Genomic DNA, 26,685 nt, shown 5'->3' on the forward strand with positions numbered 1-26,685 from the left:
ACCCGCATTCTTGTTGCCGTTACCGGTTCGTGTCACTCGCCTGTGGATAACTGGCTGCGATATGTCGGGTCTTACGGGCTTTTGGGCGCCGGAAGCTCGGGGTTCTTTCGTGAAGTGAGGGTCCCACGAAGGCCCCCTCGGTTGTACGAGGGGGCCGGTGGGAGCGTTCAGGCGGGATCGATCTCGCGCAGCAGACCCGTCGTCACGTCGAAGACGAAGCCGCGCACGTCGTCCCTGTGGAGCAGGAACGGGGAGGTGCGCACTCGTTGCATCGACTGCCGCACGTCCTGGTCGACGTCCCGGAAGGCCTCGACCGCCCAGGCGGGACGCTGGCCGACCTCCATCTCCAGCTCGTGCCGGAACTCCTCGGTGAGGGACTCCAGGCCGCAGCCGGTGTGGTGGATGAGGACGACGCTGCGGGTGCCCAGTGCCCGCTGGCTGATCGTGAGTGAGCGGATCACGTCGTCGGTGACCACGCCGCCCGCGTTGCGGACGGTGTGGCAGTCGCCGAGCTCCAGGCCGAGCGCCGCGTGCAGGTCGAGCCGGGCGTCCATGCACGCCACCACGGCCACGTGCAGCACGGGCCGTGCGTCCATCCCCGGGTCGGTGAAGGCGGCGGCGTACCGCTGGTTCGCGTCGACGAGGCGATCGGTCACGGTGCCGTCGGGGGAGACGCCACGAGCGGATATGGCGTCTTCGGGCTCTGTGGGTACGGATGCAGAAGTCGTCATAGCTATGACGTTACTGGTCACGTATGAAGTAGTCCTGCTGTGAGGGTGGACAAAGAACGCCATCCTCTCTTGTTGTGAGGTAACCCACATGGGCTCTCGATACCGGCCGTACAGGTGATCTTTGCCGATTCATGGCTTCGTCCGGGGCTTCATCGAGGAGCGGTCCGCGACGCGCATGCCGGTTGATTGACCGCGAGTCGGCGTGGACTAAAGTGACGCGAAGCGGGAGCCGAGGCTCCCTGCTGGACTGATTTCCCCCGGAGACCCGGCGACTTTCCGGAGTCTTCCCCGCGTGCGCGGCGCGTACGTACGGCTCGGCCTCCTCCCGCTCCCGGTCGGCTGACGCCACTCACCCGGCGGCGGCAGGCCTCCCCTTCTGGAGCGGGTGGGGACCCGGCGGTGCGTGCGGCCGTGCCGGATCTGAGAGGGCCCCTTGAGCCAGAGTCGACACGTCCCGGTGATGCTCCAGCGGTGCCTGGACATGCTGGCCCCGGCCCTCGCCGAGCCGGGAGCCGTCGTCGTCGACTGCACGCTCGGACTCGGCGGCCACAGCGAGGCGCTCCTCACCCGGTTCCCCGAGGCCCGCCTGGTGGCCCTGGACCGCGACAAGGAAGCGCTCCGCCTCTCCGGCGAGCGGCTCGCGCCCTTCGGTGACCGCGCCACCCTCGTGCACGCCGTCTACGACGAGCTGCCCGACGTGCTCGCCCGTCTGGACGTCCCGCGCGTCCAGGGCGTCCTGTTCGACCTCGGCGTCTCCTCCATGCAACTCGACGAGGCCGACCGCGGGTTCGCGTACGCGCAGGACGCTCCCCTCGACATGCGCATGGACCAGACGACCGGGATCAGCGCGGCCGAGGTGCTCAACACCTACCCGCCGGGCGAACTGGTGCGGATCCTGCGCGCGTACGGCGAGGAGAAGCAGGCCAAGCGGATCGTCTCCGCGGTGGTGCGCGAACGCGCGAAGGAGCCGTTCGCCCACAGCGCGCGGCTCGTCGAGCTGATCCGCGACTCCCTGCCGCAGGCCGCCAAGCGCACCGGTGGCAACCCGGCCAAGCGCACCTTCCAGGCCCTGCGCATCGAGGTCAACGGCGAACTGAGCGTCCTGGAGAGGGCGATCCCCGCCGCCGTGAAGGCGCTCGCCGTCGGCGGCCGGATCGCCGTGCTGTCGTACCACTCGCTGGAGGACCGGCTGGTCAAGCAGGTCTTCGCGGCAGGTGCCGCCACCACCGCGCCGCCCGGACTGCCCGTGGTGCCCGAGCGCTACCAGCCCCGGCTCAAGCTGCTCACCCGTGGTGCCGAACTTCCCACCGAGGAAGAGGTCGCCGAGAACCGGCGGGCGGCCCCCGCGCGGCTGCGCGGGGCACAGCGCATCCGTGAGGACGCCGAGTGAGGCACCTGGAGGGGGAGAGCGAGTGAGTGGGAAACCCGAACGCACGGCGTGGCCGAGGGGCGGCGGCGCACCTCCGCGACGCGACCGCGGGTCGGGAAAGCGAACCCGCCGGGAGGGCCTGTGAGCAGGAAACCCGAACTCAAGGGCCGCGCCGCCCGGCTCGCCCGGCTCCTCCCCGCCGGCGCGGCCCACGCCGCCCGTACCCCCTTCGTCCTGCTCGTCGTGCTCCTGCTCGGCGGCGGACTCATCGGCCTGCTCGTGCTGAACTCCGCGCTGAGCGAGGGTTCCTTCCACCTCGACGACCTCCAGAAGGGCACCAAGTCCCTCACCGACGAGGAGCAGGCGCTCCAGCGGGACGTGGACGCCTACTCCGCGCCCGACGCCCTCCAGCGTCGCGCCCGTGAGCTGGGCATGGTCCCGGGCGGCGACCCCGCCTTCCTCGCCCCGGACGGCACCGTCAAGGGTGTCCCCGGAGCGGCCGCCCGGGATTCCTCCCTGCGGAACCCGGCGACGCGCCCGCCCGAGGTCCTCGGCTCCTCGCCGACCGCGAGCCGGACCCCGGCCACCGGTACTCCCGTCACCCCTGCCGCCGGCCCCTCCGCCACCGGCGCCCCGGCCACCGGCACCCCCGTCCCGGCCGTCACCACCCCGGCCGCCGGTACCCCCAGCGCCTCCGTCACGTCCCGCACACGGTCCCTCGCCTCCGTACCCACCCCCACGCCCACCCCCACCCCGTCCACGCAGCGCTCCTCGACCCCCGGCAGGTGACGGAAGTGTCCGACAGGGAACCGCCGCGCCGTCGTGTGCCCGGCCCCGCACGCCCCGGCGGCCAGCGCCGCCCGGGCCCCGGCGCCCGCCCCGCGCGCCGCCCCGGCGCACCCAGGCCCGGCGGCTCGCGCCCCCTGCGGCTCGGCAGTCCCCGGCCCCGGCTGCGCATGGTCAGCCTCGCCCTGACACTGGTGATGGCCGCCTTCGTCGTCCGGCTGCTCCAGGTGCAGGCCGTGGACGCGAGCGCGTACGCCGCGAAGGCCGAACAGAACCGCTACGTCGGCCGCACCCTGGCCGCCACCCGCGGTGGGATCACGGACCGCAACGGTGTCGAGCTGGCCACGAGCGTGGACGCGTACGACATCACGGCCGACCCCACGATGTTCACCCGGGCGGCGACGAAGGTGTCGGACGCGCCCGAGCAGGCCGGGGCGCTGCTCGGGCCGATCCTCGACCAGAGCCCGGACACGGTCGCAAGGAAACTGCGGACGAAGAACACCCGCTACACGCTGCTCGCGCACCGCCGGACCCCGCAGGTCTGGAAGCAGATCAAGGACCTGAAGACCACGCTCGCGGCCAAGGCGGAGACCGACAGGAGCGCGGTCAACTTCCTCGCGGGCGTCCTCGCGGTCCCGGCGAGCAAGCGCGTCTACCCGAACGGCGATCTCGCCGCCGGGATACTGGGCTGGGTCAACGCCGACGGCAAGGGCGGCGGCGGTGTCGAGCAGCAGCTGAACAAGGAGCTCTCCGGCAAGGACGGCAAGATCCGCTACGCGCAGTCCGGCGGCCGTCAGGTGCCGACCGTGGGCTCCACCGAGACGCCCGCCGTGGCCGGCTCCGACGTCGAACTGACCATCGACCGCGACATCCAGTGGGCCGCGCAGAACGCCATCGCCGAACAGGTGAAGAAGTCCAAGGCGGACCGCGGGTACGTGATCGTGCAGGACACCCGTACCGGCGAGGTGCTGGCGATGGCCGACTCGCCCGGCTTCGACCCCAACGACCTCTCCCAGGCCAGTGCGGCGGCCCTCGGCAACGCGGCCCTCCAGGACGCGTACGAGCCCGGCTCCACCGCCAAGGTCATGTCGATGGCCGCGGTGCTGGAGGAGAACGTCGCCACGCCCGGCACGCACGTGGTCGTCCCCAACCGGCTGCACCGCGGCGACCGGCTCTTCCAGGACGACGTCGACCACGCGACCTGGAACCTGACGCTCAACGGCGTGCTCGCCAAGTCCAGCAACATCGGCACCATCCTGGCCGCCGGACAGCTCGGCAAGACGCAGAAGGAGGCCAACAAGGTCCTCTACTCGTATCTGCGCAAGTTCGGCATCGGCGGCTACACCGGACTCGACTTCCCCGGCGAGACGAGGGGCATCCTCGCGCCCGCCGACAAGTGGTCGACGTCGCAGCAGTACACGATTCCTTTCGGCCAGGGCGTCTCCATCAACGCGATGCAGGCGGCCTCCGTCTACTCGACGATCGCCAACGGCGGCGTTCGCGTGGAGCCGACGCTGGTGCGCGGCGCGAAGGGGCCCGACGGCCGCTTCGCTCCCGTCGCCCAGCCGAAGAGGACCAGGGTCGTGAGCGCGAAGACGGCGAAGACCCTCGCCCAGATGCTGGAGTCCGTCGTGGACGACGAGGAGGGCACCGGCGCCAAGGCGCGCATCCCCGGCTACCGGGTCGCGGGCAAGACGGGTACGGCCAACCGCGTGGATCCGGCCACCGGCAAGTACCACGGCTACACCTCGTCGTTCGCCGGCTTCGCCCCCGCCGACAAGCCCAGGATCACCGTCTACTGCGCGATCCAGAACGCCACCAGGGGCAGCTACTTCGGCGGTCAGATCTGCGGCCCCATCTACAAGCAGGTCATGGAGTTCGCGCTGAAGACCCTCCAGATCCCGCCCACCGGAGCCGGGGCCGCCAATCTCCCCGTCTCCTTCACCCCGTGATCCACCCCGAGCCCGAGCCCGCCCCCGACCGCACACCCTGATCTGCCCGTACGCACAACGGACCAGGAACCACCTCGTGACAACGATCACCCCGGATCCCCGCAACCAGGGCACCGCACGCCCCTCGCTTCGCTCCGGCGGGGGTGAGCCCGGTACGCTCACCGCCGTGCCACACGCTGATCAGTCCCAAATCACCCAGAAGGGCGTTCCTGTGACATATCCGGGGCCGCCGCGACCGGTCCAGAACTCCGCAACACCCCTCGTGGAGCTCGCCGATCAGCTGGGTGCCAACGCCCCGGCGTCGACCGCGGAGGTCACGGGCATCACCCATGACTCCCGCGCGGTGCGCCCCGGCGACCTCTACGCCGCGCTGCCCGGCGCCCGCGTGCACGGCGCCGACTACGTGGGCCAGGCCGCCGGCCTGGGGGCGGTCGCCGTACTGACCGACCCGACCGGTGCCGAGCGGGCCGCGGCCACCGGCCTGCCTGTCCTCGTGGTCGACGACCCGCGCGGACGCATGGGCGGGCTCGCGGCCACGATCTACGGCCACCCCGGACGCGACCTGCTCCAGATCGGCATCACCGGAACCTCCGGCAAGACCACCACGGCGTATCTCGTCGAGGGCGGTCTGAAGACGGTCCGCTCCACCGGCCTGATCGGCACGGTGGAGATGCGCATCGGCGACGAGCGCATCAAGTCGGAGCGCACCACCCCCGAAGCGACCGATCTCCAGGCGCTGTTCGCGGTCATGCGCGAACGCGGCGTCGACGCGGTCGCGATGGAGGTTTCCAGCCACGCGCTGGTACTGGGCCGGGTCGACGGCTGCGTCTTCGACATCGCCGTCTTCAACAACCTCAGCCCGGAACACATGGAGTTCCACTCCGACATGGAGGACTACTTCCGGGCCAAGGCGCAACTGTTCACTCCGGAACGCAGCAAACTCGCCGTGATCAACCTCGACGACGCCTACGGGCGCCGACTGGCCGAGGAGACCACCGTCCCCGTCGTCACCTTCTCCGCGGAGGGCCACCCGGACGCCGACTGGCGGGCCGAGGAGGTCGAGGTCGGTCCGATGGACTCGGCCTTCGTCGCGGTCGGCCCCAAGGGCGAGCGGATCACCGCGAGATCGCCGCTCGCGGGCCCCTTCAACGTGGCGAACACCCTCGCCGCGATCGTCGCCCTCGCCGCCGCCGGACTCGACCCGCAGACCGCCGCCGACGGCGTCGCCGCCGTCCCGGGCGTCCCGGGCCGGCTGGAGCGCGTGGACGCGGGCCAGCCCTACCTCGCGGTCGTCGACTACGCCCACAAGACGGACGCCGTCGAGTCGGTGCTGCGCGCGCTGCGCAAGGTCACCGAGGGCCGGCTGCACGTCGTGCTCGGCTGCGGCGGCGACCGTGACACGACCAAGCGGATGCCGATGGGCGCGGCCGTGGCACGGCTCGCCGACACCGCCGTACTGACATCGGACAACCCCCGCTCCGAGGACCCCCTCGCGATCCTCGCGGCGATGCTCGCGGGCGCCGCCGAGGTGCCGGCGCACGAGCGCGGCGAGGTCCAGGTCTTCGAGGACCGGGCCGCCGCCATCGCCGCCGCCGTCGCCCGGGCCCGGCCCGGTGACACCGTGCTGGTCGCCGGCAAGGGCCACGAGCAGGGCCAGGACATCGCCGGGGTGGTGCGTCCCTTCGACGACCGCCAGGTGCTTCGCGAAGCTATCCAGAAGACCCAGGGATGAACTTGTGATCGCCCTCTCTCTCGCCGAGATCGCAGCAGTCGTCGGCGGGCAGACGCACGACATACCGGATCCGGCGCCACAGGTCACCGGACCGGTCGTCAGAGACTCCCGTGAAGTGGAGCCAGGCAGCCTCTTCGTCGCCTTCGCCGGCGAGCGCGTGGACGGCCACGACTTCGCCCGGGCGGTGGTCGACGCGGGCGCGGCCGCCGTACTGGCCTCCCGGCCGGTCGGCGTGCCCGCCATCGTGGTCGACGACGTGCAGAAGGCCCTCGGCGCCCTCGCCCGGCACGTCGTCGAACGGCTCGGCGTGACCCTCGTGGCCCTCACCGGCTCCGCGGGCAAGACCAGCACCAAGGACCTGATCGCCCAGGTGCTGCGGAGCAAGGCGCCGACCGTCTTCACGCCCGGTTCGCTCAACAACGAGATCGGACTGCCGCTGACCGCGCTGACCGCCACCGAGGAGACGAAGTACCTCGTGCTGGAGATGGGCGCCCGCGGCATCGGCCACATCCGCTACCTCACGGATCTCACCCCGCCGAAGATCGGTCTCGTCCTCAACGTCGGCACCGCCCACATCGGCGAGTTCGGCGGCCGCGAACAGATTGCACAGGCGAAGGGCGAGCTCGTCGAGAGCCTCCCCGAGGACGGCACCGCGGTCCTCAACGCCGACGACCCCCTCGTACGCGCCATGGCGTCCCGGACGAAGGCGCGGGTGGTGCTTTTCGGAGAGTCCGGCGAAGCGGACGTACGCGCCGAGAACGTGCGTCTCACGGACCTCGGACAGCCCGCGTTCAGGCTTCACACACCCTCCGGGTGCGGTGATGTGACCATGCGCCTGTACGGTGAGCACCACGTGTCGAACGCGCTCGCCGCGGCCGCCGTCGCCCATGAGCTGGGCATGTCCGCAGACGAGATCGCCCGCGCGCTCTCCGAGGCGGGCTCCCTCTCCCGCTGGCGGATGGAGGTCACCGAGCGCCCGGACGGCGTGACGGTCGTCAACGACGCCTACAACGCGAACCCCGAGTCCATGCGAGCCGCCCTGCGCGCGCTCGTGGCGATGGGAAGGGGACGTCGTACGTGGGCGGTGCTCGGTCAGATGGCCGAGCTCGGGGACGAGGCTCTCGCCGAGCACGACGCGATCGGGCGGCTAGCCGTCCGACTCAACGTCAGCAAGCTCGTCGCGGTCGGGGGCAGGGAAGCGTCCTGGCTCCAACTGGGCGCATATAACGAGGGTTCGTGGGGTGAGGAGTCGGTGCACGTGTCCGACGCACAGGCGGCTGTCGACCTGCTGCGCAGCGAGTTGCGCCCGGGGGACGTCGTGCTCGTGAAGGCGTCCCGGTCGGTCGGGCTCGAACGGGTGGCGCAGGCGCTGCTCGACGGCGGTGCCGAGGGTGAGGTTGCTGCCCGATGATGAAGCAGATCCTGTTCGCAGGAGTCATTGGTCTGTTCCTCACCCTGGTCGGCACGCCGCTGCTGATCAAACTGCTGGCCCGCAAGGGCTACGGGCAGTACATCCGTGACGACGGGCCGAAGGAGCACCACAGCAAGCGCGGTACGCCGACGATGGGTGGTATCGCCTTCATCCTGGCGACGATCGCCGCGTACTTCCTGTCCAAGATCATCACGGGATACCCGCCCACCTTCTCCGGTCTGCTGGTGCTCGGCCTGATGGCGGGCATGGGCCTGGTCGGCTTCCTCGACGACTACATCAAGATCGTCAAGCGGCGTTCGCTCGGCCTGCGGGCCAAGGCGAAGATGGCCGGACAGCTGATCGTCGGCATCTCCTTCGCGGTGCTCGCGCTCCAGTTCTCCGACAACCGCGGCAACACCCCGGCCTCCACCAAGCTCTCCTTCGTCCAGGACTTCGGCTGGACCATCGGACCGGTGCTGTTCGTGGTCTGGGCGCTGTTCATGATCCTGGCGATGTCGAACGGCGTGAACCTCACGGACGGTCTGGACGGCCTCGCCACCGGCGCCTCCGTCCTGGTCTTCGGCGCCTACACGTTCATCGGTGTCTGGCAGTTCCAGGAGTCCTGCGCCAACACGCAGACCCTCACCAACCCGGCCGCCTGCTACGAGGTACGAGATCCACTGGACCTCGCGATCGTCGCCTCCGCGCTGATGGGCGCCTGCCTCGGCTTCCTGTGGTGGAACACCTCACCCGCCAAGATCTTCATGGGTGACACCGGTTCGCTGGCCCTCGGCGGCGCGCTGGCCGGTCTGGCGATCTGCTCCCGCACCGAGCTGCTGCTCGCGCTGCTCGGCGGCCTCTTCGTCCTGATCACCATGTCCGTGGTCATCCAGGTCGGTTCGTTCCGGCTCACCGGCAAACGCGTCTTCCGGATGGCACCGCTCCAGCACCACTTCGAACTCAAGGGCTGGTCCGAGGTCCTGGTCGTGGTCCGGTTCTGGATCATCCAGGGCATCTGCGTGATCGTCGGTCTCGGCATCTTCTACGCGGGATGGGCGGCCGAGAAGTGACCTCCCCGGAGTTCCAGGGCAAGCGCGTCACCGTCGCCGGGCTCGGGGTCTCCGGCATCCCGGCGGCGCGGGTCCTGCACGGGCTCGGCGCCGTCGTCACGGTCGTCAACGACGGCGACGACGAGCGCTCCCGCGCGCAGGCCGGAGAACTTCAGGCGCTCGGCGTCACCGTGCGCCTCGGCGACGGCGACACCCTGCCCGGGGGCACCGAACTCATCGTCACCGCACCCGGCTGGAAGCCGGACAAGCCGCTGTTCGCCGCGGCCGCCGAGGCGGGCGTCCCGGTCTGGGGCGACGTCGAGCTGGCCTGGCGCCTGCGCGAGCTGGACGGCAGGAAGGCCGCACCCTGGCTCGCCGTCACGGGCACCAACGGCAAGACCACGACCGTGCAGATGCTCGCCTCGATCCTGAAGGCGGCGGGGCTGCGCACGGCCGCCGTCGGCAACATCGGGGTCTCCCTGCTGGACGCGGTGCTGGGCGAGGAGACGTACGACGTCCTGGCGGTGGAGCTGTCCAGCTACCAACTGCACTGGGCACCCTCGCCGCGCGCCCACTCCGCGGTCGTGCTGAACCTCGCGCCCGACCATCTCGACTGGCACGGCTCCATGGAGGCGTACGCCGCCGACAAGGGCCGTGTCTACGAGGGCAATCGGGTCGCCTGCGTCTACAACGTCGCCGACAAGGCCACCGAGGACCTGGTGCGCGAGGCGGACGTGGAGGAGGGCTGCCGGGCCGTCGGCTTCACCCTCGGCACCCCCGGGCCCTCCCAACTCGGCGTCGTGGACGGCATCCTGGTCGACCGCGCCTTCGTCGAGAACCGGCAGAAGAACGCCCAGGAGCTCGCCGAGGTCTCCGACGTGCACCCGTCGGCCCCCCACAACATCGCCAACGCCCTTGCGGCGGCGGCCCTCGCGCGCGCCTTCGGCGTCCCCGCCGGCGCCGTACGCGACGGTCTGCGGGCCTTCACCCCGGACGCGCACCGCATCGCGCACGTGGCCGACGTGGACGGCGTCGCCTACGTCGACGACTCCAAGGCGACCAACACCCACGCGGCGGAAGCCTCCTTGGCGGCCTACGAGTCGATCGTGTGGATCGCCGGCGGCCTCGCCAAGGGAGCGACCTTCGACGAACTGGTCGCCAAGTCGGCACAGCGGCTTCGGGGGGTCGTGCTGATCGGCGCCGACCGCGCGCTGATCCGTGAAGCCCTCACGCGACACGCCCCGGAAGTACCCGTCGTCGACCTCGCCCGCACGGACACTGGGGCGATGCTCGCGGCGGTTCAGGAGGCCGCACGGCTCGCCGGACCGGGAGACACCGTCCTGCTGGCGCCGGCCTGTGCGTCCATGGACATGTTCGCCAACTACAACAAACGCGGTGACGCTTTCGCGGAGGCGGTTCGCGAACTCGGCACCGCGAGCGCCTGACGGCGGGACCCAGGCGCCCCGGGACCCTTGGGAGGGACGCGTGACGCCATTGCGGTCGGGGCTCGACAGGCGGCTTCCGGCGGGCCGTACGGCGCTGAGCCGCCGTACCCCCGCCGCCGTGCCCGCACGGCCCGGCAGGACCACCACGGGGGCGCCCCTGCGCGCCCCGGCCAAGGGAGCCGGCGATGGCCGGTAGCCGTACGGGCCGCCCCCCCGTCCAGCGCGCCCCCCGGCGCCCCGCCTCGGCGCGACCCGCGCGCGACAATCCCGTGGGCCGCCTCGTCACGCGGGCGCGCAAGGCCTGGGACCGGCCGCTGACCGCCTACTACCTGATCCTCGGCAGCAGCCTGCTGATCACCGTACTGGGCCTCGTGATGGTCTACTCGGCGTCGATGATCACGGCACTGCAGCTGTCGCTGCCCGGATCGTTCTTCTTCCGCAAACAGTTTCTCGCCGCCTCCATCGGCGCCGTGCTGCTCCTGGTGGCCATGCGGGTGCCGGTGAAACTGCACCGGGCGCTGGCCTATCCGATCCTGGCGGGCGCGGTCTTCCTGATGATCCTCGTGCAGGTGCCGGGGATAGGGATGTCGGTCAACGGCAACCAGAACTGGATCTCCCTGGGCGGCTCGTTCCAGATCCAGCCCAGTGAGTTCGGCAAGCTCGCGCTCGTGCTGTGGGGCGCCGACCTGCTCGCCCGCAAACAGGACAAGGCGATGCTGGCGCAGTGGAAGCACATGCTGGTGCCGCTCGTCCCGGTCGCCTTCATGCTGCTCGGGCTGATCATGCTCGGCGGCGACATGGGCACGGCGATCATCCTCACCGCCATCCTCTTCGGGCTGCTGTGGCTGGCCGGAGCGCCCACTCGGCTGTTCGCGGGAGTCCTGGCCGTCGCGCTGACGATCGGCTTCGTCCTCATCAAGACCAGCCCCAACCGCATGTCCAGGCTGGCCTGCATCGGCGCCACCGAGCCCGGCCCGAACGACACCTGCTGGCAGGCCGTGCACGGCATCTACGCCCTCGCCTCCGGCGGCCTGTTCGGATCCGGCCTCGGCGCCAGCGTGGAAAAATGGGGCCAACTGCCCGAAGCGCACACGGACTTCATCTTCGCCATCACCGGGGAGGAACTGGGCCTCGCGGGAACACTGTCGGTACTCGCCCTCTTCGCGGCTCTAGGCTATGCGGGTATCCGCGTGGCCGGACGCACGGAGGACCCCTTCGTCAGGTATGCCGCGGGAGGCGTGACCACCTGGATCACGGCCCAGGCCGTGATCAACATCGGTGCGGTGCTCGGTCTGCTGCCGATCGCCGGCGTCCCGCTCCCGCTGTTCTCCTACGGGGGTTCCGCCCTGCTGCCGACCATGTTCGCCGTCGGACTGCTGATCGCCTTCGCGCGGGACGAGCCCGGCGCGCGGGCGGCGCTCGCGATGCGGCAACCCCGCTTTGGCAGAAAGCGTACTGCGGTGAGAGGCTCCGCTGGGGCCGCGGGGCCTCGGAGATGGAACACGATGCGACGGCGCGCCGCGGCGCGTTCGTCCGGAGAGCGGTGAATTTCGGTGCATGTCGTACTCGCCGGCGGGGGGACCGCCGGCCACATCGAGCCCGCGCTCGCCCTCGCGGACGCCCTGCGGAGGCAGGACCCGACCGTGGGGATCACGGCCCTGGGCACGGAACGCGGACTCGAGACCCGGCTCGTACCCGAGCGGGGATACGACCTCGCGCTGATCCCCGCCGTTCCGCTGCCGCGCAAGCCCACCCCCGAGCTGATCACCGTCCCCGGACGGCTGCGCGGCACGATCAAGGCGGCCGAGCAGGTCCTGGAGCGCACCAAGGCGGACGCGGTCGTCGGGTTCGGCGGCTATGTCGCGCTGCCCGCCTATCTCGCCGCCAAGCGCCTCGGCGTACCGATCGTCATCCACGAGGCGAACGCGCGGCCGGGCCTCGCCAACAAGATCGGCTCGCGGTACGCGGCGCAGGTCGCCGTCTCGACCCCCGACAACAAGCTGCGCGGTGCCCGCTACATCGGCATCCCGCTGCGCCGCTCCATCGCCACCCTCGACCGGGCCGCCGTACGCCCCGAGGCCCGCGCCGCGTTCGGGCTCGACCCCAACCTGCCGACGCTGCTGGTCTCCGGCGGCTCGCAGGGTGCCCGGCGCCTCAACGAGGTCGTCCAGCAGGCCGCCCCGTACCTCCAGCAGGCCGGCATCCAGATCCTGCACGCGGTCGGGCCGAAGAACGAACTGCCGCAGGTGCACCAGATGCCGGGGATGCCCCCGTACATCCCGGTACCGTACGTGGACCGGATGGACCTCGCGTACGCCGCGGCCGACATGATGCTCTGCCGCGCGGGCGCGATGACCGTCGCCGAACTCTCCGCCGTCGGGCTCCCGGCCGCCTACGTCCCGCTGCCCATCGGCAACGGCGAACAGCGGCTCAACGCCCAGCCGGTGGTCAAGGCCGGCGGTGGACTGCTGGTCGACGACGCGGAACTGACGCCCCAGTGGGTGCAGCAGAACGTGCTGCCCGTGCTCGCCGACCCGCACCGGCTGTACGAGATGTCCCGCGCCGCCAGCGAGTTCGGGCGCCGGGACGCCGACGACCTGCTCGTCGGCATGGTGTACGAGGCGATCGCCTCGCGCCGCCACTAGGCACATGTGAGGGAAGGCAGGGAGCGTGGCCGGACCGACGACCGCCGAGCGCGGTGAACGGCAGAAGCTGAAGTCCGGCCCGCCCCGGCCGCCCCGTCCGGTGCGGCTTCGCCGCCTTCGTGTGCTCATCGTCCTTCTGGTGACGGCGGTAGCGGCCGGCGCCGGAGTGGTCTGGCTCCTCTACGGCTCGCACTGGCTGCGGGTCGAGAGGCTGTCCGTCTCCGGTACCGGGGTGCTGACGGTACGGCAGGTGCGCGAAGCGGCCCGGGTGCCGGACGGAACGCCACTGATCTCCGTCGACACCGACGTCGTGGAAGCCCGACTGCTGCGGAAACTGCCCAGGATCGACTCGGTCGTCGTCGTCCGTTCCTGGCCGCACGGAATCGGGTTGAAAGTGACCGAACGCACCCCTGTCCTGGTGGTGAAGCAGCCGGGAAAGGGGGGCGGGTACGTCGAAGTGGACGCCAAGGGCGTGCGGTTCGCGACGGTTTCGCGAGCCCCGAAGAACGTGCCCCTGCTCGAATTGACGCCGTCCCGCTCGGCCGTCCTGCGGCGCTTCCCGGTCGACCGGCTGGTGCGTGAGGCGGTTCGGGTCGCCGGGGACGTCCCGGCCCCCGTGGCCGGTGACACCCGTACCGTCAAGGTCCGCTCGTACGACTCCATCTCGCTGCAACTGGCCGACGGCCGTGACGTCGAGTGGGGGAGCGGCGAGAAGGGCCGCGCGAAGGCGCGGACACTCACCGCTCTCATGAAAGCAGCTCCGAAGGCCCGGCACTTCGACGTGAGCGTCCCCACCGCCCCCTCGTCAGCCGGTAGTTGACGCACATCCGCGCAGGCCAGCACCCTGGTTGGGCAGCGCTACGGCTGATCACATAGGGTGAAAAGAAAAACGGGAGGTTCGGCGTGTTCGTTGAACGTGCGCCACTTGTCGACTTAGTGTCCTGTTCGGAAGAGTCCAAGGAACAGACACACTGGTAACCCTAAACTTCAGCGTTAGGGTTCGGGTCGGCGTTCGGACCGTCCCATTCGGCATCAGTCGTCGGATCGCGAGCGTGCGAGGCGACGACACGTAACTCGAGGCGAGAGGCCTTCGACGTGGCAGCACCGCAGAACTACCTCGCAGTCATCAAAGTCATCGGTGTCGGCGGCGGTGGTGTCAATGCCATCAACCGGATGATCGAGGTCGGTCTCAAGGGCGTCGAGTTCATCGCCATCAACACGGACGCGCAAGCTCTGTTGATGAGCGACGCCGACGTCAAACTCGACGTCGGCCGCGAACTCACCCGCGGACTCGGCGCCGGAGCCAACCCGGCCGTCGGCCGGAAGGCGGCCGAGGATCACCGCGAGGAGATCGAGGAGGTCCTCAAGGGGGCCGACATGGTCTTCGTGACGGCAGGCGAAGGCGGCGGCACCGGCACCGGCGGCGCCCCCGTCGTGGCCAACATCGCCCGTTCGCTGGGCGCCCTGACCATCGGCGTGGTCACCCGTCCGTTCACCTTCGAGGGACGGCGCCGCGCCAACCAGGCGGAGGACGGCATCGCCGAACTCCGCGAAGAGGTCGACACCCTCATCGTCATCCCGAACGACCGGCTGCTGTCCATCTCGGACCGCCAGGTCTCGGTCCTCGACGCGTTCAAGTCGGCGGACCAGGTCCTGCTCTCCGGCGTCCAGGGCATCACCGACCTCATCACGACGCCCGGTCTGATCAACCTCGACTTCGCCGACGTCAAGTCCGTGATGTCCGAGGCGGGTTCCGCGCTGATGGGCATCGGTTCGGCCCGCGGCGACGACCGTGCCGTGGCGGCCGCGGAGATGGCGATCTCCTCGCCGCTCCTGGAGGCCTCCATCGACGGCGCCCGCGGCGTCCTGCTCTCCATCTCCGGTGGCTCCGACCTCGGCCTGTTCGAGATCAACGAAGCCGCCCAGCTGGTCAGCGAGGCCGCGCACCCCGAGGCCAACATCATCTTCGGCGCCGTCATCGACGACGCGCTCGGCGACGAGGTCCGGGTCACCGTCATCGCCGCCGGCTTCGACGGCGGCCAGCCGCCGGCCAAGCGGGACAACGTCCTCGGCTCCACCGCGGCCAAGCAGCGCGAGGAGCCCGCGCCGGTGCGGGCCGCCGAGAGCCGTCCGTCCTTCGGCTCGCTCGGCAGCGTCACGCCGAAGGAGGCGCCGGAGCCCGCTCCGGAGCCGGTCCCCGAGATCCAGGTGTCCCCGCCGGTCCCGCCGTCCCGCACCTACTCGGACAGCGCGGCCGAAGAGCTGGACGTGCCGGACTTCCTCAAGTGATAGGACAGCGCTCCGAGACGGGCACCGTGAGCGGCGCGCACTTCGCCTTCACCGACCGGTGGGGCGGGGTGAGCGCCGTTCCGTACGAGGAGCTCAACCTCGGCGGAGCGGTCGGCGACGACCCCGCCGCCGTACGGACCAATCGTGAACTGGCCGCCGGGTCCCTCGGCCTGGACCCGGCCCGGGTCGTCTGGATGAACCAGGTGCACGGGCCGGACGTGGCGGTCGTCGACGCCCCGTGGGGCTCCTCGGAGATCCCGTCCGTCGACGCGATCGTCACCGCGCGCCGGGGGCTCGCGCTGGCCGTCCTCACGGCCGACTGCACACCGGTCCTGCTCGCCGATCCCGTCGCCGGGATCGCGGCCGCCGCGCACGCGGGACGCCCCGGCATGGTCGCGGGGGTCGTCCCCGCCGCCGTACGGGCCATGGTGGAACTCGGCGCCGAACCCGCGAGGATCGTCGCCCGCACCGGACCCGCGGTCTGCGGACGGTGCTACGAGGTGCCGGACGGGATGCGCGCCGAAGTCGCCGCCGTCGAACCGGCGGCGTACGCCGAGACCAGTTGGGGCACACCCGCGGTCGATGTGACCGCCGGGGTGCACGCGCAACTGGAACGGCTCGGGGTACGCGACCGGCAGCAGTCGCCGGCGTGCACGCTGGAGTCGAAGGACCACTTCTCGTACCGACGGGACCGCATCACCGGGCGGCTCGCGGGCTATGTCTGGCTGGACTGATGGGGCATGACGGACCGTAAGGCTCAACTCGCCGCAAACCTGGCGAAAGTGGAAGAGCGCATCGCGGCGGCGTGCACGGCCGCCGGGCGCAAGCGTGAAGAGGTGACCCTGATCGTGGTCACCAAGACCTACCCCGCGAGCGACGTGCGGATCCTGGCGGAGCTCGGCGTGCGCCACGTCGCCGAGAACCGGGACCAGGACGCGGCCCCCAAGGCCGCCGCGTGCTCGGATCTGCCGCTCTCCTGGCACTTCGTGGGTCAGTTGCAGACCAACAAGGTGCGTTCGGTGGTCAGTTACGCGGATGTGGTGCAGTCCGTCGACCGGTCCCGGCTCGTCACGGCCCTGTCGAAGGAGGCGGTGCGGGTGGAGCGCGAGGTGGGGTGTCTCCTCCAGGTCGCGCTGGACGCGGAGGAGAGCGGCCGGGGCGAGCGGGGCGGCGTGGGAGTGGGCGGGGTCGAGGAGTTGGCCGGGCTCGTCGAGCGGGCTCCGGGGCTCCGGCTCGACGGCCTGATGACCGTCGCGCCCCTCACCGGGCCGTACGCGGGGCGTCCGCAGGACGCGTTCGCGCGACTGATGGATTTGTCGACTGCTATGCGCCGCACGCATCCGGCTGCGAACATGGTGTCCGCAGGGATGAGTGCGGACCTCGAGCAGGCCGTGACGGCCGGAGCGACACATGTGCGCGTCGGTACGGCGGTACTCGGAGTCCGACCCGGGCTCGGGTAACGTCGCCAAGAAGTCGGACCACAGCAGAAAATATGGTCATTACCGCCACAGGCGGGCATAACGACCTCGTGGATCGCGGGCACTTGGCTATTCGTCAGCCGATCCACCACAGAGCGGAGGACTCAGAGCATGGCCGGCGCGATGCGCAAGATGGCGGTCTACCTCGGCCTCGTGGAGGACGATGGGTACGACGGCAGGGGATTCGACCCCGACGACGAGTTCGAGCCCGAGCTTGATCCGGAGCCCGAGCGGGACCGCCGGCGGCACGAGCCGCCGCACCAGTCACATCAGGCGCACCAGTCCCAACGGGACGAATCGGTACGAGTGGTGCAGCCTCCCGCGCAGCGCGACCCGGTGCCGCATTCCGCTTCGCTCTCTGCGGAATCAGGCCGTCCGGCGCGCATCGCGCCCGTGGCATCCATCACACAAGAACGCGCGAGCCTGGAGAAGAACGCACCGGTGATCATGCCCAAGGTCGTGTCGGAACGAGAGCCGTACCGGATCACCACGCTCCACCCGCGGACGTACAACGAGGCCCGTACTATCGGGGAACACTTCCGTGAGGGCACCCCGGTGATCATGAATCTGACCGAGATGGATGACACGGACGCGAAGCGACTTGTCGACTTTGCGGCCGGTTTGGTCTTTGGTCTCCACGGCAGCATCGAGCGGGTGACGCAGAAGGTGTTCCTGTTGTCGCCTGCTAACGTCGATGTCACGGCGGAGGACAAGGCCCGCATCGCAGAGGGCGGGTTCTTCAACCAGAGCTGAGACGCTGGACCGGAACAACGCAGGGAAACAGGGGAGAGGGAAGCACGGATCATGAGCGTGGTTGGGCAGGTTCTCTACATCGCGCTGATGTGTTTCCTCATCGTGCTGATCTTCCGGTTGGTCATGGACTACGTCTTCCAGTTCGCCCGCTCATGGCAACCAGGCAAGGCGATGGTGGTCGTTCTCGAGGCCACTTACACTGTCACCGATCCACCGCTCAAGCTTCTGCGGCGGTTCATTCCGCCGCTGCGTCTCGGGGGCGTGGCGCTCGACCTGTCCTTCTTCGTACTGATGATCATCGTCTACATCCTGATCTCCGTCGTGAGCCGGCTGTGAACGATACGGTCTTGCCGAATGCCGACGACTACGTTGAGGTGAAGAGATGCCGTTGACCCCCGAGGACGTGCGGAACAAGCAGTTCACGACCGTCCGCCTCCGAGAAGGCTATGACGAGGACGAGGTCGATGCCTTCCTCGACGAGGTCGAAGCCGAACTGACGCGCCTGCTCCGCGAGAACGAGGACCTGCGCGCCAAGCTGGCCGCGGCCACGCGCGCGGCCGCGCAGAACCAGCAGCAGCAGGGCATGCGCAAACCTCCCGAGCAGCAGGACCAGCAGCAGGGGCCGCCGCAGGGCATGCGCGGTCCCGGCGCTCCGGTGCCCGCCGGCATATCGGGTCCGCCGCAGCAGCAGATGGGTGGCCCCATGGGCGGTCCGCCCCAGCTGCCGAGCGGTGCGCCGCAGCTGCCCGCGGGCCCCAGCGCCCAGGGTGGCCAGCAGGGCCAGGGCCCCATGGGTCAGGGTCCGATGGGTCAGGGTCCGATGGGTCAGGGTCCGATGGGTCAGGGCCCCATGGGTCAGGGCCCCATGGGTCAGGGTCCGATGGGTCAGGGTCCGATGGGTCAGGGCCCCATGGGTCAGGGTCCGATGGGTCAGGGTCCGATGGGCCAGGGTCCCGGTCAGCAGATGCAGCAGCAGATGCCCGGTCAGATGCAGCAGCAGATGCAGCAGCAGATGGGTGGCCCGATGGGCGGACCCATGGGTGGCCCCATGGGCGGTCACGGCCCGCAGATGGGACAGCCCGGCCAGGGTCCCGGTGGCGACAGCGCCGCCCGGGTGCTCTCGCTGGCCCAGCAGACCGCCGACCAGGCGATCGCCGAGGCCCGTTCCGAGGCCAACAAGATCGTCGGTGAGGCCCGCAGCCGCGCCGAGGGTCTGGAGCGCGACGCCCGTGCCAAGGCCGACGCGCTGGAGCGGGACGCGCAGGAGAAGCACCGCGTCGCGATGGGCTCCCTGGAGTCCGCCCGCGCCACGCTGGAGCGCAAGGTCGAGGACCTGCGCGGCTTCGAGCGCGAGTACCGCACGCGTCTGAAGTCCTACCTGGAGTCGCAGCTGCGCCAGCTGGAGACGCAGGCGGACGACTCGCTCGCCCCGCCGCGTTCCCCGGCCGCTCCGTCGCTGCCTTCGCCTTCGGCGCCCTCGATGGCTCCGGCCGGCGCGAGCGCGCCGTCGTACGGCGGTGGCCAGGGCATGGGTGGTGCCCCGGCACCGGCCGCGCCCTCCTACGGCGGGCAGCAGCAGATGTCTCCGGCGATGACCCAGCCGATGGCTCCGGTGCGGCCCCAGGGCCCGTCGCCGATGCAGCAGGCGCCCTCGCCGATGCGCGGGTTCCTCATCGACGAGGACGACAACTGACGGCCTCCCGTACGCCTTAGGCGTCGGCCGGCGTTCAGGGCGGGGCCCCCGGATCTTCCGGGGGCCCCGCCCTTTTGTGCTGCCGCGGCCCGCCGCAGGAGGGCGTGGTCGCACGCGGCTCGACCGCGGGCGGCACCTCGTTCACCGGTGGCTCGCCCCGTGGACCCGGTTCGCCGGCGGGTGGCCGGTCGTCACGTGGTGCGTGTGCGCCTGGCTCACCCGGGTGCCGAGAGTCGCACGCGGGGCGCCGTGGGGGTGGCACGGCCGTACGTGGCACGGCTGTTCCCGGGCCCGCAACGCCGAAGGCCCCGGCCCGCCCAGGTTCCTGGGCGGGCCGGGGCCTTCGCGGGGGCCGTTCCCTCCGTGCTACGCCTTGTGCAGGCGGAAGGTCAGCGACAGGGACTCGTCGGTGAACGGGGCGCCGTAGGTGTCCTCGGCCTGACCCTGGGCGAAGTCCGTGGCGAGGACCTCGTCGGCGATGAGGTCGGAGTGCTCGGACAGCGCCGCGATGACGGCCGGGTCGGTGGACGTCCAGCGCAGCGCGATCCGGTCGGCCACGTCGAGGCCGCTGTTCTTGCGGGCCTCCTGGATGAGGCGGATCGCGTCGCGGGCGAGGCCCGCCTGCCGCAGTTCCTCGGTGATCTCCAGGTCGAGGGCGACCGTGGCGCCGGAGTCGGAGGCAACCGACCAGCCCTCGCGCGGGGTTTCCGTGATGATGACCTCGTCGGGAGCCAGGGTGACCGTCTCACCGTCGACCAGCACCGCGGCCGTGCCCTCGCGCAGGGCCAGGGAGAGCGCCGCCGCGTCCGTCTCGGCGATCGCCTTCGCGACGGCCTGGACGCCCTTGCCGAAGCGCTTGCCGAGCGCGCGGAAGTTGGCCTTGGCGGTGGTGTCGACCAGCGAGCCGCCGACCTCGGAGAGCGAGGCGAGGCCGCTGACGTTCAGCTCCTCCGTGATCTGCGCGTGCAGTTCGGGGTCGAGCGAGTCGAAGCCGGTCGCCGCGATCAGCGCACGGGACAGCGGCTGGCGGGTCTTGACGCCCGACTCCGCGCGGGTGGCGCGGCCGAGCTCGACGAGACGGCGGACCAGCACCATCTGCCGCGACAGCGCGGGGTCGATGGCGGACAGGTCCGGCTCCGGCCACGACGACAGGTGTACGGACTCGGGGGCGTCCGGCGTGACCGGCGCGACCAGGTCCTGCCAGACCCGCTCGGTGATGAACGGGGTCAGCGGGGCCATCAGGCGCGTCACGGTCTCGACGACCTCGTGCAGCGTGCGCAGCGCGGCCTTGTCGCCCTGCCAGAAGCGGCGTCGCGAGCGGCGTACGTACCAGTTGGACAGGTCGTCGACGAACGCCGAGAGGAGCTTTCCGGCGCGCTGGGTGTCGTAGGCCTCCAGCGCCTGGGTGACCTGGTCGGTGAGGGCGTGCAGCTCGGAGAGGAGCCAGCGGTCGAGGACCGGGCGGTCGGCCGGGGCCGGGTCCGCCCCACTGGGCGCCCAGCCGGAGGTGCGGGCGTACAGGGCCTGGAAGGCGACCGTGTTCCAGTAGGTCAGGAGGGTCTTGCGGACGACCTCCTGGATGGTGCCGTGGCCGACACGGCGGGCCGCCCAGGGGGAGCCGCCGGCCGCCATGAACCAGCGCACCGCGTCGGCGCCGTGCTGGTCCATCAGCGGGATCGGTTGCAGGATGTTGCCCAGGTGCTTCGACATCTTGCGGCCGTCCTCGGCGAGGATGTGGCCCAGGCACACCACGTTCTCGTAGGACGACTTGTCGAAGACGAGCGTGCCGACCGCCATCATCGTGTAGAACCAGCCGCGCGTCTGGTCGATGGCCTCCGAGATGAACTGCGCCGGGTAGCGGCTCTCGAAGATCTCCTTGTTCTTGTACGGGTAGCCCCACTGCGCGAACGGCATCGAGCCCGAGTCGTACCAGGCGTCGATGACCTCGGGGACGCGGGTCGCCGTCTCCTCGCACTGCGGGCAGGTGAACGTGACGGCGTCGATGTACGGGCGGTGCGGGTCCAGCTCGGACTGGTCGGTGCCGGTCAGCTCGGTCAGCTCCGCGCGGGAGCCGACACAGGTGAGGTGGTCGTTCTCGCAGCGCCACAGCGGGAGCGGGGTGCCCCAGTAGCGGCTGCGGGACAGCGCCCAGTCGATGTTGTTGTTCAGCCAGTCGCCGAAGCGGCCGTGCTTGACCGACTCCGGGAACCAGTTGGTCTTCTCGTTCTCCTGGAGGAGGCGGTCCTTGACGGCGGTGGTGCGGATGTACCAGGACGGCTGCGCGTAGTACAGGAGCGCGGTGTGGCAGCGCCAGCAGTGCGGGTAGCTGTGCTCGTAGGGGACGTGCTTGAAGAGCAGTCCGCGGTCCTGGAGGTCCTCGGTGAGCTTTTCGTCCGCCTTCTTGAAGAAGACACCGCCGACGAGCGGAAGGTCCTCCTCGAAGGTGCCGTTCCGGCGGACGGGGTTCACCACCGGCAGTCCGTACGCGCGGCAGACCTTGAGGTCGTCCTCACCGAAGGCGGGGGACTGGTGGACCAGGCCCGTACCGTCCTCGGTCGTCACGTACTCCGCGTTCACGACGTAGTGGGCGGGCTCGGGGAACTCCACCAGCTCGAAGGGACGCTGGTACGTCCAGCGCTCCATCTCGGCCCCGGTGAACGTCTCACCGGTGGTCTCCCAGCCCTCGCCGAGCGCCTTCCCGACGAGCGGCTCGGCGACGACGAGCTTCTCCTCGCCGTTCGTGGCGACCACGTAGGTGACGGTCGGGTGCACGGCGACCGCGGTGTTGGAGACCAGCGTCCAGGGGGTCGTCGTCCACACCAGGAGCGCGGCCTCGCCGGCCAGCGGACCGGAGGTGAGCGGGAAACGGACGTAGACGGAGGGGTCGACGATCGTCTCGTAGCCCTGCGCCAGTTCGTGGTCCGACAGGCCCGTCTCGTCACGGGGGCACCACGGCGCGACGCGGTAGTCCTGGACCAGCAGGCCCTTGTTGAAGATCTCCTTCAGCGACCACCACACGGACTCCACGTACTCGGGGTCCATCGTGCGGTACGCGTCATCCAGGTCGACCCAGTAGCCCATGCGGTTCGTGAGGTCGGTGAAGGCGTCGGTGTGACGGGTCACGGACTCGCGGCACCTGGCGTTGAACTCGGCGATGCCGTACGCCTCGATGTCCTGCTTGCCCGTGAAGCCGAGCTCCTTCTCCACGGCGAGCTCCACCGGCAGGCCGTGGCAGTCCCAGCCGGCCTTGCGGGCCACGTGGTAGCCGCGCATGGTGCGGAAGCGCGGGAAGACGTCCTTGAAGACGCGCGCCTCGATGTGGTGCGCTCCCGGCATGCCGTTCGCGGTGGGCGGACCCTCGTAGAACACCCATTCAGGGCGTCCCTCGGACTGCTCGAGGCTCTTGGCGAAGATCTTCTGCTCGCGCCAGAAATCGAGCACGGCGTGCTCGAGGGCGGGCAGGTCGACCTGGGCGGGCACCTGGCGGTACGTCGGCGTTGTCATCAGCGAGCTTCCTCCGGCGGACTTTCTGCCTTCCGTCCGGAGGGACGAGAGCCTGTGCCGCTGCCCAGTAGCTGCTGCGGACGCCGTGTGCGGCGCGCTCCCGCGGTACCACCCTCCTTGGCTCCCCGGCACGTCCTGTGCGCCGGTGAGCCCCCTCATTGGGGTCGCGATGCCGGGTCTACCGGCCGCCGCCTGTCGGCTGCGGCTTTCTTCCGGCGGCTCCGGGGTGATCTTCGCGTCGCGCTCGCCCCCGGGCTTCCACCGTCCCCGGGTCGCTCCTGGCCGCGTACGCCGCTACTCGTCCCCATCCACGCTTCTCGCTGCGGCCAGTGTACGGCGCCGGGCGCACGGCGGCCGACCGGTTTTCCCGAGTCCGCGGCCGGTGCCGGCCGGGGTCTCCCGGAGGCGGGCGAGCTGACCCGAATGGGGAGGCGCCGGAGTCCGTGTTCCGGGACGCCGTGCCCGGCGGATTACCCGGCGGGGAGCTGGGCACAACGCATGCAGGCTCGTCAGGCGCGACCTTCGGGGCGGCCGGGAAACAGGCGTGCCCCGTTGCCGCGGGCCGGAAGTCGATTTATCGTCCCAGAGCGATTTGCGCGCAAGATCACCACATGTGAAGGGGCCGCGGCCATGGTGGCGAAAAAGACCGCCGTACAGCAGTCGGCGTCCGGAAGATCCACGGGTCCGGCGGCCAAGGACGTGGGTGACAGGAAGAGCGCACAGGGAGCACCGGCGGAGCACGGCAGCGGTACGGCGCCGGTGAGCAGGGCCGCCGGGACAGCCGCCAGGAAGACCGTCGCCGAGAAGACGGCCACCAAGAGGACGGTGGCCGAGAAGTCCGTTTTGGAGGAACCGGCACCGCGGGCGGGCGCCACCGCGAAGGGCGGGGCCCCGAAGAGGGCTGCCGGGAGCACGGCCGGGAAGAGTTCCGGTACGGCCAAGAAGGCCACCGGTGCGGCGAGGCAGGGCACGGGCACGGCGAGGAAGAGCACGAGCAGGGCGAAGAAGACGGCCGCTTCCGCGGCCGAGGACGCGGCTTCGGCCGCGAAGACGACGGGAGCTCCGACGGTGGTTGCGAAGAAGACCCCTGGCACGGCCACGGCGGCCGGGAAGCCCACCGCGCTCCCCAAGGCGCGGATCTCCGCGGTGGAGCCCGGCGAACTCGCGGTGCGCCCGGGTGAGGACCCCTGGACCCCGCAGGAGGTGGCGGACGCGCGCGCGGAGCTGCAGTCCGAGGCGCTGCGGCTGAGCACCGAGATCACGTCGTCGGAGGAGTCGCTCGCGGGCCTGATGCGCGACTCCGGGGACGGCGCGGGCGACGACCAGGCGGACACCGGCACGAAGAACATCACCCGCGAGTCGGAGATGGCGCTGGCGGCCAACGCGCGCGAGATGCTCGTCCAGACCGAGCGCGCCCTGGAGAAGCTCGACGCGGGCACGTACGGGCTCTGCGAGAACTGTGGCGACCCCATCGGCAAGGCCCGGATGCAGGCCTTCCCGCGCGCCACCCTGTGCGTCGAATGCAAGCAGAAGCAGGAACGCCGGTAGTGAACGGCGTGGGAGGGCTCCCGCGCACGTGAATGCGGGGAGGTGTGACGTACCCTCGTCCTCAGTCAGGCACCTAGGTCGAGGGACTCACTCACGTGGCAGAGGCGGAGCGCATCATCGGTACGCCGGATTCCCCAGGAGCGGCGGGGTCCGGGCCGGAGCAGTCCGACGGGAACACGACGCCGGGCGACCGCTCCGGCCCCGGCGAGCCGTCCCCGGCCGAGCGGTCCGGGGCGGACGGTACGGCGTCCCCGGCCGGGCCGCCGAGGGGCAGGCGCAGGATCGCGGTCCTGTTCACGGTCGCCGTACTGGCGTACGCCCTCGACCTCGGCAGCAAGCTGCTCGTGGTCGCCAAGCTGGAGCACCACGCCCCGATCGAGATCGTCGGGGACTGGCTTCAGTTCGAGGCCATCCGCAACGCGGGCGCCGCCTTCGGCTTCGGCGAGGCGTTCACGGTCATCTTCACGATGATCGCCGCCGCGGTGATCATCGTGATCGCCCGGCTCGCGCGCAAGCTCTACAGCCTGCCCTGGGCGATCGCGCTCGGGCTGCTGCTGGGCGGCGCGCTGGGCAACCTCACCGACCGGATCTTCCGCTCACCCGGCATCTTCGAGGGCGCGGTCGTCGACTTCATCGCGCCGAAGCACTTCGCCGTCTTCAACCTGGCCGACTCGGCGATCGTGTGCGGCGGCATCCTCATCGTGCTGCTGTCCTTCCGCGGGCTGGACCCGGACGGCACCGTCCACAAGGACTGACGGGGCCCGCGGGGAGTTTGTGAGGGCCCGAGCACGGGCGAGGACCGGCGCGGGCCGGCCTCCGGCGCCCAGTCATGGGCACTGGCGTTCGGGCTCTGGTCCTGGGGTGTCCGGCCGGTCCTGCATACTCGACGGGTGAGCACGATTCCCGAGATCCGTACCCTGCCCGTGCCCGACGGCCTGGAGGGCGAGCGCGTCGACGCCGTCATCTCCCGGATGTTCGGCTTCTCCCGCACGAAGGCCGCCGAGCTCGCCGCGGCGGGGAAGGTCACGGTCGACGGCTCGGTGGTCGGCAAGTCGGAGCGGCTGCACGGCGGTGCGTGGCTGGAGGTGGAGATGCCGCAGGCTCCCGCCCCCGTCCAGATCGTCGCCGAGCCCGTCGAGGGCATGGAGATCGTGCACGACGACGACGACATCGTCGTGATCGTCAAGCCGGTCGGCGTGGCCGCCCACCCGAGCCCCGGCTGGACGGGCACGACCGTGATCGGCGGCCTCGCGGCGGCCGGGTACCGGATCTCGACCTCGGGCGCCGCCGAGCGCCAGGGCATCGTGCACCGGCTGGACGTCGGCACCTCCGGGCTGATGGTCGTCGCCAAGTCCGAACGCGCGTACACGTCGCTCAAGCGGCAGTTCAAGGAGCGCACGGTCGACAAGCGCTACCACGCGCTGGTCCAGGGCCATCCCGACCCCATGAGCGGCACCATCGACGCGCCCATCGGACGGCACCCGAACCACGACTACAAGTGGGCGGTCACGGCCGAGGGCAAGCCCTCCGTGACGCACTACGACCTGATCGAGGCGTTCCGCGCGGCCTCCCTGCTCGACATCAAGCTGGAGACCGGGCGCACCCACCAGATCCGCGTCCACATGTCGGCCCACCGCCACCCGTGCGTCGGAGACCTGACCTACGGCGCCGACCCCACGCTCGCCAAGCGTCTCGGTCTCACCCGGCAGTGGCTGCACGCGGTCCGGCTCGGCTTCGAGCACCCGGGGGACGGCCAGTGGGTGGAGTTCGGGAGCGACTATCCCGAGGACCTGGAGAAGGCCCTCGGCAGGGTGCGTGAGGAGAGCAACGCATGACCGTCCCGTACACGCTGCGGGTGGCCGAGGACACCGCCGACCGTGAGGCGTGCTTCGCGGTGCGCAAGGAGGTCTTCGTCGGTGAACAGGGTGTGGACGAGGACATCGAGTACGACGCCTACGACTCCGGCGCCCTGCATGTGCTGGCCGTCCGTGACGACGGGACTCCGCTGGGCACCGGGCGGCTCCTGCACGGCGAGGCCGCCGCCGCGAAGACCGGCGGCGACCCGCGGGCCGGCTCGCTGGGACGGCTCGCCGTGAAGAAGGAGGCGCGCGGGCTCGGCGTGGGGGTCGCCCTCGTCGGCGCCATCGAGGACGCGGCTCGCGCGCGGGGACTCACGTCGGTCGATCTGCACGCGCAGACCCACGCGCTGGGCTTCTACGAGCGGCTCGGATACGTGGCGTACGGCGAGGAGTTCCTCGACGCGGGGATCGACCACCGGGCGATGCGCAAGACCTTGTGAG

22 protein-coding genes are annotated in these 26,685 nt (G+C 70.7%); 20 read left to right on the forward strand and 2 right to left on the reverse strand.

Annotated elements, in window-relative coordinates:
- Positions 1-167: 167 nt before the first annotated feature.
- The gene (locus GFH48_RS29055) at positions 168-731 is read right to left on the reverse strand and encodes a beta-class carbonic anhydrase (RefSeq protein WP_153291066.1); all 564 of its coding nucleotides are present in this window, start codon (positions 729-731) and stop codon (positions 168-170) included.
- A gap of 433 nt (positions 732-1,164) precedes the next feature.
- Between GFH48_RS29055 and rsmH the strand changes: the two genes are divergently transcribed.
- The 16 genes from rsmH to GFH48_RS29135 all read left to right on the forward strand — a co-directional run bounded on the left by rsmH (position 1,165) and on the right by GFH48_RS29135 (position 19,333).
- A complete protein-coding gene (gene rsmH / locus GFH48_RS29060; protein WP_153291067.1) occupies positions 1,165-2,121 on the forward strand; it encodes a 16S rRNA (cytosine(1402)-N(4))-methyltransferase RsmH in 957 nt (318 codons plus the stop codon).
- A gap of 120 nt (positions 2,122-2,241) precedes the next feature.
- A complete protein-coding gene (locus GFH48_RS29065) occupies positions 2,242-2,889 on the forward strand; it encodes a septum formation initiator family protein (RefSeq protein ID WP_194280711.1) in 648 nt (215 codons plus the stop codon).
- Between the two features lie 5 nt (positions 2,890-2,894).
- The gene (locus GFH48_RS29070; RefSeq protein ID WP_322747006.1) at positions 2,895-4,838 is read left to right on the forward strand and encodes a peptidoglycan D,D-transpeptidase FtsI family protein; all 1,944 of its coding nucleotides are present in this window, start codon (positions 2,895-2,897) and stop codon (positions 4,836-4,838) included.
- Positions 4,839-5,049: 211 nt separating this feature from the next.
- Entirely contained in the window at positions 5,050-6,570 is a 1,521-nt protein-coding gene (locus tag GFH48_RS29075; protein WP_153293165.1) for a UDP-N-acetylmuramoyl-L-alanyl-D-glutamate--2,6-diaminopimelate ligase, read from the forward strand.
- A gap of 4 nt (positions 6,571-6,574) precedes the next feature.
- Positions 6,575-7,981 (forward strand): UDP-N-acetylmuramoyl-tripeptide--D-alanyl-D-alanine ligase, encoded by a 1,407-nt coding sequence (locus GFH48_RS29080; protein WP_153291069.1) that lies wholly within the window; start codon positions 6,575-6,577, stop codon positions 7,979-7,981.
- A complete protein-coding gene (gene mraY, locus GFH48_RS29085) occupies positions 7,978-9,051 on the forward strand; it encodes a phospho-N-acetylmuramoyl-pentapeptide-transferase (protein WP_153291070.1) in 1,074 nt (357 codons plus the stop codon). Before GFH48_RS29080 ends, mraY begins: the two co-directional genes overlap by 4 nt.
- A complete protein-coding gene (murD, locus tag GFH48_RS29090) occupies positions 9,033-10,475 on the forward strand; it encodes a UDP-N-acetylmuramoyl-L-alanine--D-glutamate ligase (RefSeq protein WP_153291071.1) in 1,443 nt (480 codons plus the stop codon). The genes mraY and murD overlap by 19 nt, the downstream gene beginning before the upstream one ends.
- 185 nt (positions 10,476-10,660) lie before the next feature.
- On the forward strand, positions 10,661-12,022 hold the full coding sequence (gene ftsW, locus GFH48_RS29095; protein WP_153291072.1) for a putative lipid II flippase FtsW: 1,362 nt from the start codon (positions 10,661-10,663) through the stop codon (positions 12,020-12,022).
- 6 nt (positions 12,023-12,028) lie between these two features.
- Positions 12,029-13,120, forward strand: a complete 1,092-nt coding sequence (gene murG, locus GFH48_RS29100; RefSeq protein WP_153291073.1) for an undecaprenyldiphospho-muramoylpentapeptide beta-N-acetylglucosaminyltransferase — start codon at positions 12,029-12,031, stop codon at positions 13,118-13,120.
- A 25-nt stretch (positions 13,121-13,145) separates the two neighbouring features.
- Entirely contained in the window at positions 13,146-13,940 is a 795-nt protein-coding gene (locus GFH48_RS29105) for a cell division protein FtsQ/DivIB (RefSeq protein ID WP_153291074.1), read from the forward strand.
- Between the two features lie 275 nt (positions 13,941-14,215).
- Positions 14,216-15,409, forward strand: a complete 1,194-nt coding sequence (gene ftsZ / locus GFH48_RS29110) for a cell division protein FtsZ (RefSeq protein ID WP_153291075.1) — start codon at positions 14,216-14,218, stop codon at positions 15,407-15,409.
- Entirely contained in the window at positions 15,406-16,143 is a 738-nt protein-coding gene (gene pgeF, locus GFH48_RS29115; protein ID WP_153291076.1) for a peptidoglycan editing factor PgeF, read from the forward strand. The genes ftsZ and pgeF overlap by 4 nt, the downstream gene beginning before the upstream one ends.
- 6 nt (positions 16,144-16,149) lie before the next feature.
- Positions 16,150-16,869: a YggS family pyridoxal phosphate-dependent enzyme gene (locus GFH48_RS29120; protein WP_153291077.1), complete on the forward strand. Its 720-nt coding sequence runs from the start codon at positions 16,150-16,152 to the stop codon at positions 16,867-16,869.
- A 129-nt stretch (positions 16,870-16,998) separates the two neighbouring features.
- The gene (locus tag GFH48_RS29125; RefSeq protein ID WP_153291078.1) at positions 16,999-17,640 is read left to right on the forward strand and encodes a cell division protein SepF; all 642 of its coding nucleotides are present in this window, start codon (positions 16,999-17,001) and stop codon (positions 17,638-17,640) included.
- Positions 17,641-17,691: 51 nt separating this feature from the next.
- The gene (locus tag GFH48_RS29130) at positions 17,692-17,976 is read left to right on the forward strand and encodes a YggT family protein (protein ID WP_028803186.1); all 285 of its coding nucleotides are present in this window, start codon (positions 17,692-17,694) and stop codon (positions 17,974-17,976) included.
- A gap of 46 nt (positions 17,977-18,022) precedes the next feature.
- Positions 18,023-19,333 (forward strand): DivIVA domain-containing protein, encoded by a 1,311-nt coding sequence (locus GFH48_RS29135; RefSeq protein WP_153291079.1) that lies wholly within the window; start codon positions 18,023-18,025, stop codon positions 19,331-19,333.
- A 366-nt stretch (positions 19,334-19,699) separates the two neighbouring features.
- On the opposite strand, the gene ileS is transcribed toward GFH48_RS29135, so the two are convergent.
- On the reverse strand, positions 19,700-22,837 hold the full coding sequence (gene ileS, locus GFH48_RS29140) for an isoleucine--tRNA ligase (RefSeq protein WP_153291080.1): 3,138 nt from the start codon (positions 22,835-22,837) through the stop codon (positions 19,700-19,702).
- Positions 22,838-23,467: 630 nt separating this feature from the next.
- On the opposite strand from ileS, the gene GFH48_RS29145 reads away from it, so the two are divergent.
- The 4 genes from GFH48_RS29145 to GFH48_RS29160 all read left to right on the forward strand — a co-directional run bounded on the left by GFH48_RS29145 (position 23,468) and on the right by GFH48_RS29160 (position 26,684).
- Complete coding sequence (locus GFH48_RS29145; protein WP_153291081.1) at positions 23,468-24,385, forward strand: TraR/DksA C4-type zinc finger protein; 918 nt, start codon at positions 23,468-23,470, stop codon at positions 24,383-24,385.
- 95 nt (positions 24,386-24,480) lie between these two features.
- The gene (gene lspA / locus GFH48_RS29150) at positions 24,481-25,140 is read left to right on the forward strand and encodes a signal peptidase II (protein WP_153291082.1); all 660 of its coding nucleotides are present in this window, start codon (positions 24,481-24,483) and stop codon (positions 25,138-25,140) included.
- A gap of 135 nt (positions 25,141-25,275) precedes the next feature.
- Positions 25,276-26,220: an RluA family pseudouridine synthase gene (locus tag GFH48_RS29155; RefSeq protein WP_153291083.1), complete on the forward strand. Its 945-nt coding sequence runs from the start codon at positions 25,276-25,278 to the stop codon at positions 26,218-26,220.
- Positions 26,217-26,684, forward strand: a complete 468-nt coding sequence (locus GFH48_RS29160; RefSeq protein WP_153291084.1) for a GNAT family N-acetyltransferase — start codon at positions 26,217-26,219, stop codon at positions 26,682-26,684. Before GFH48_RS29155 ends, GFH48_RS29160 begins: the two co-directional genes overlap by 4 nt.
- Position 26,685 lies beyond the last annotated feature (1 nt).

Source organism: Streptomyces fagopyri, assembly GCF_009498275.1.
In the GTDB taxonomy this organism is placed as follows: domain Bacteria; phylum Actinomycetota; class Actinomycetes; order Streptomycetales; family Streptomycetaceae; genus Streptomyces; species Streptomyces fagopyri.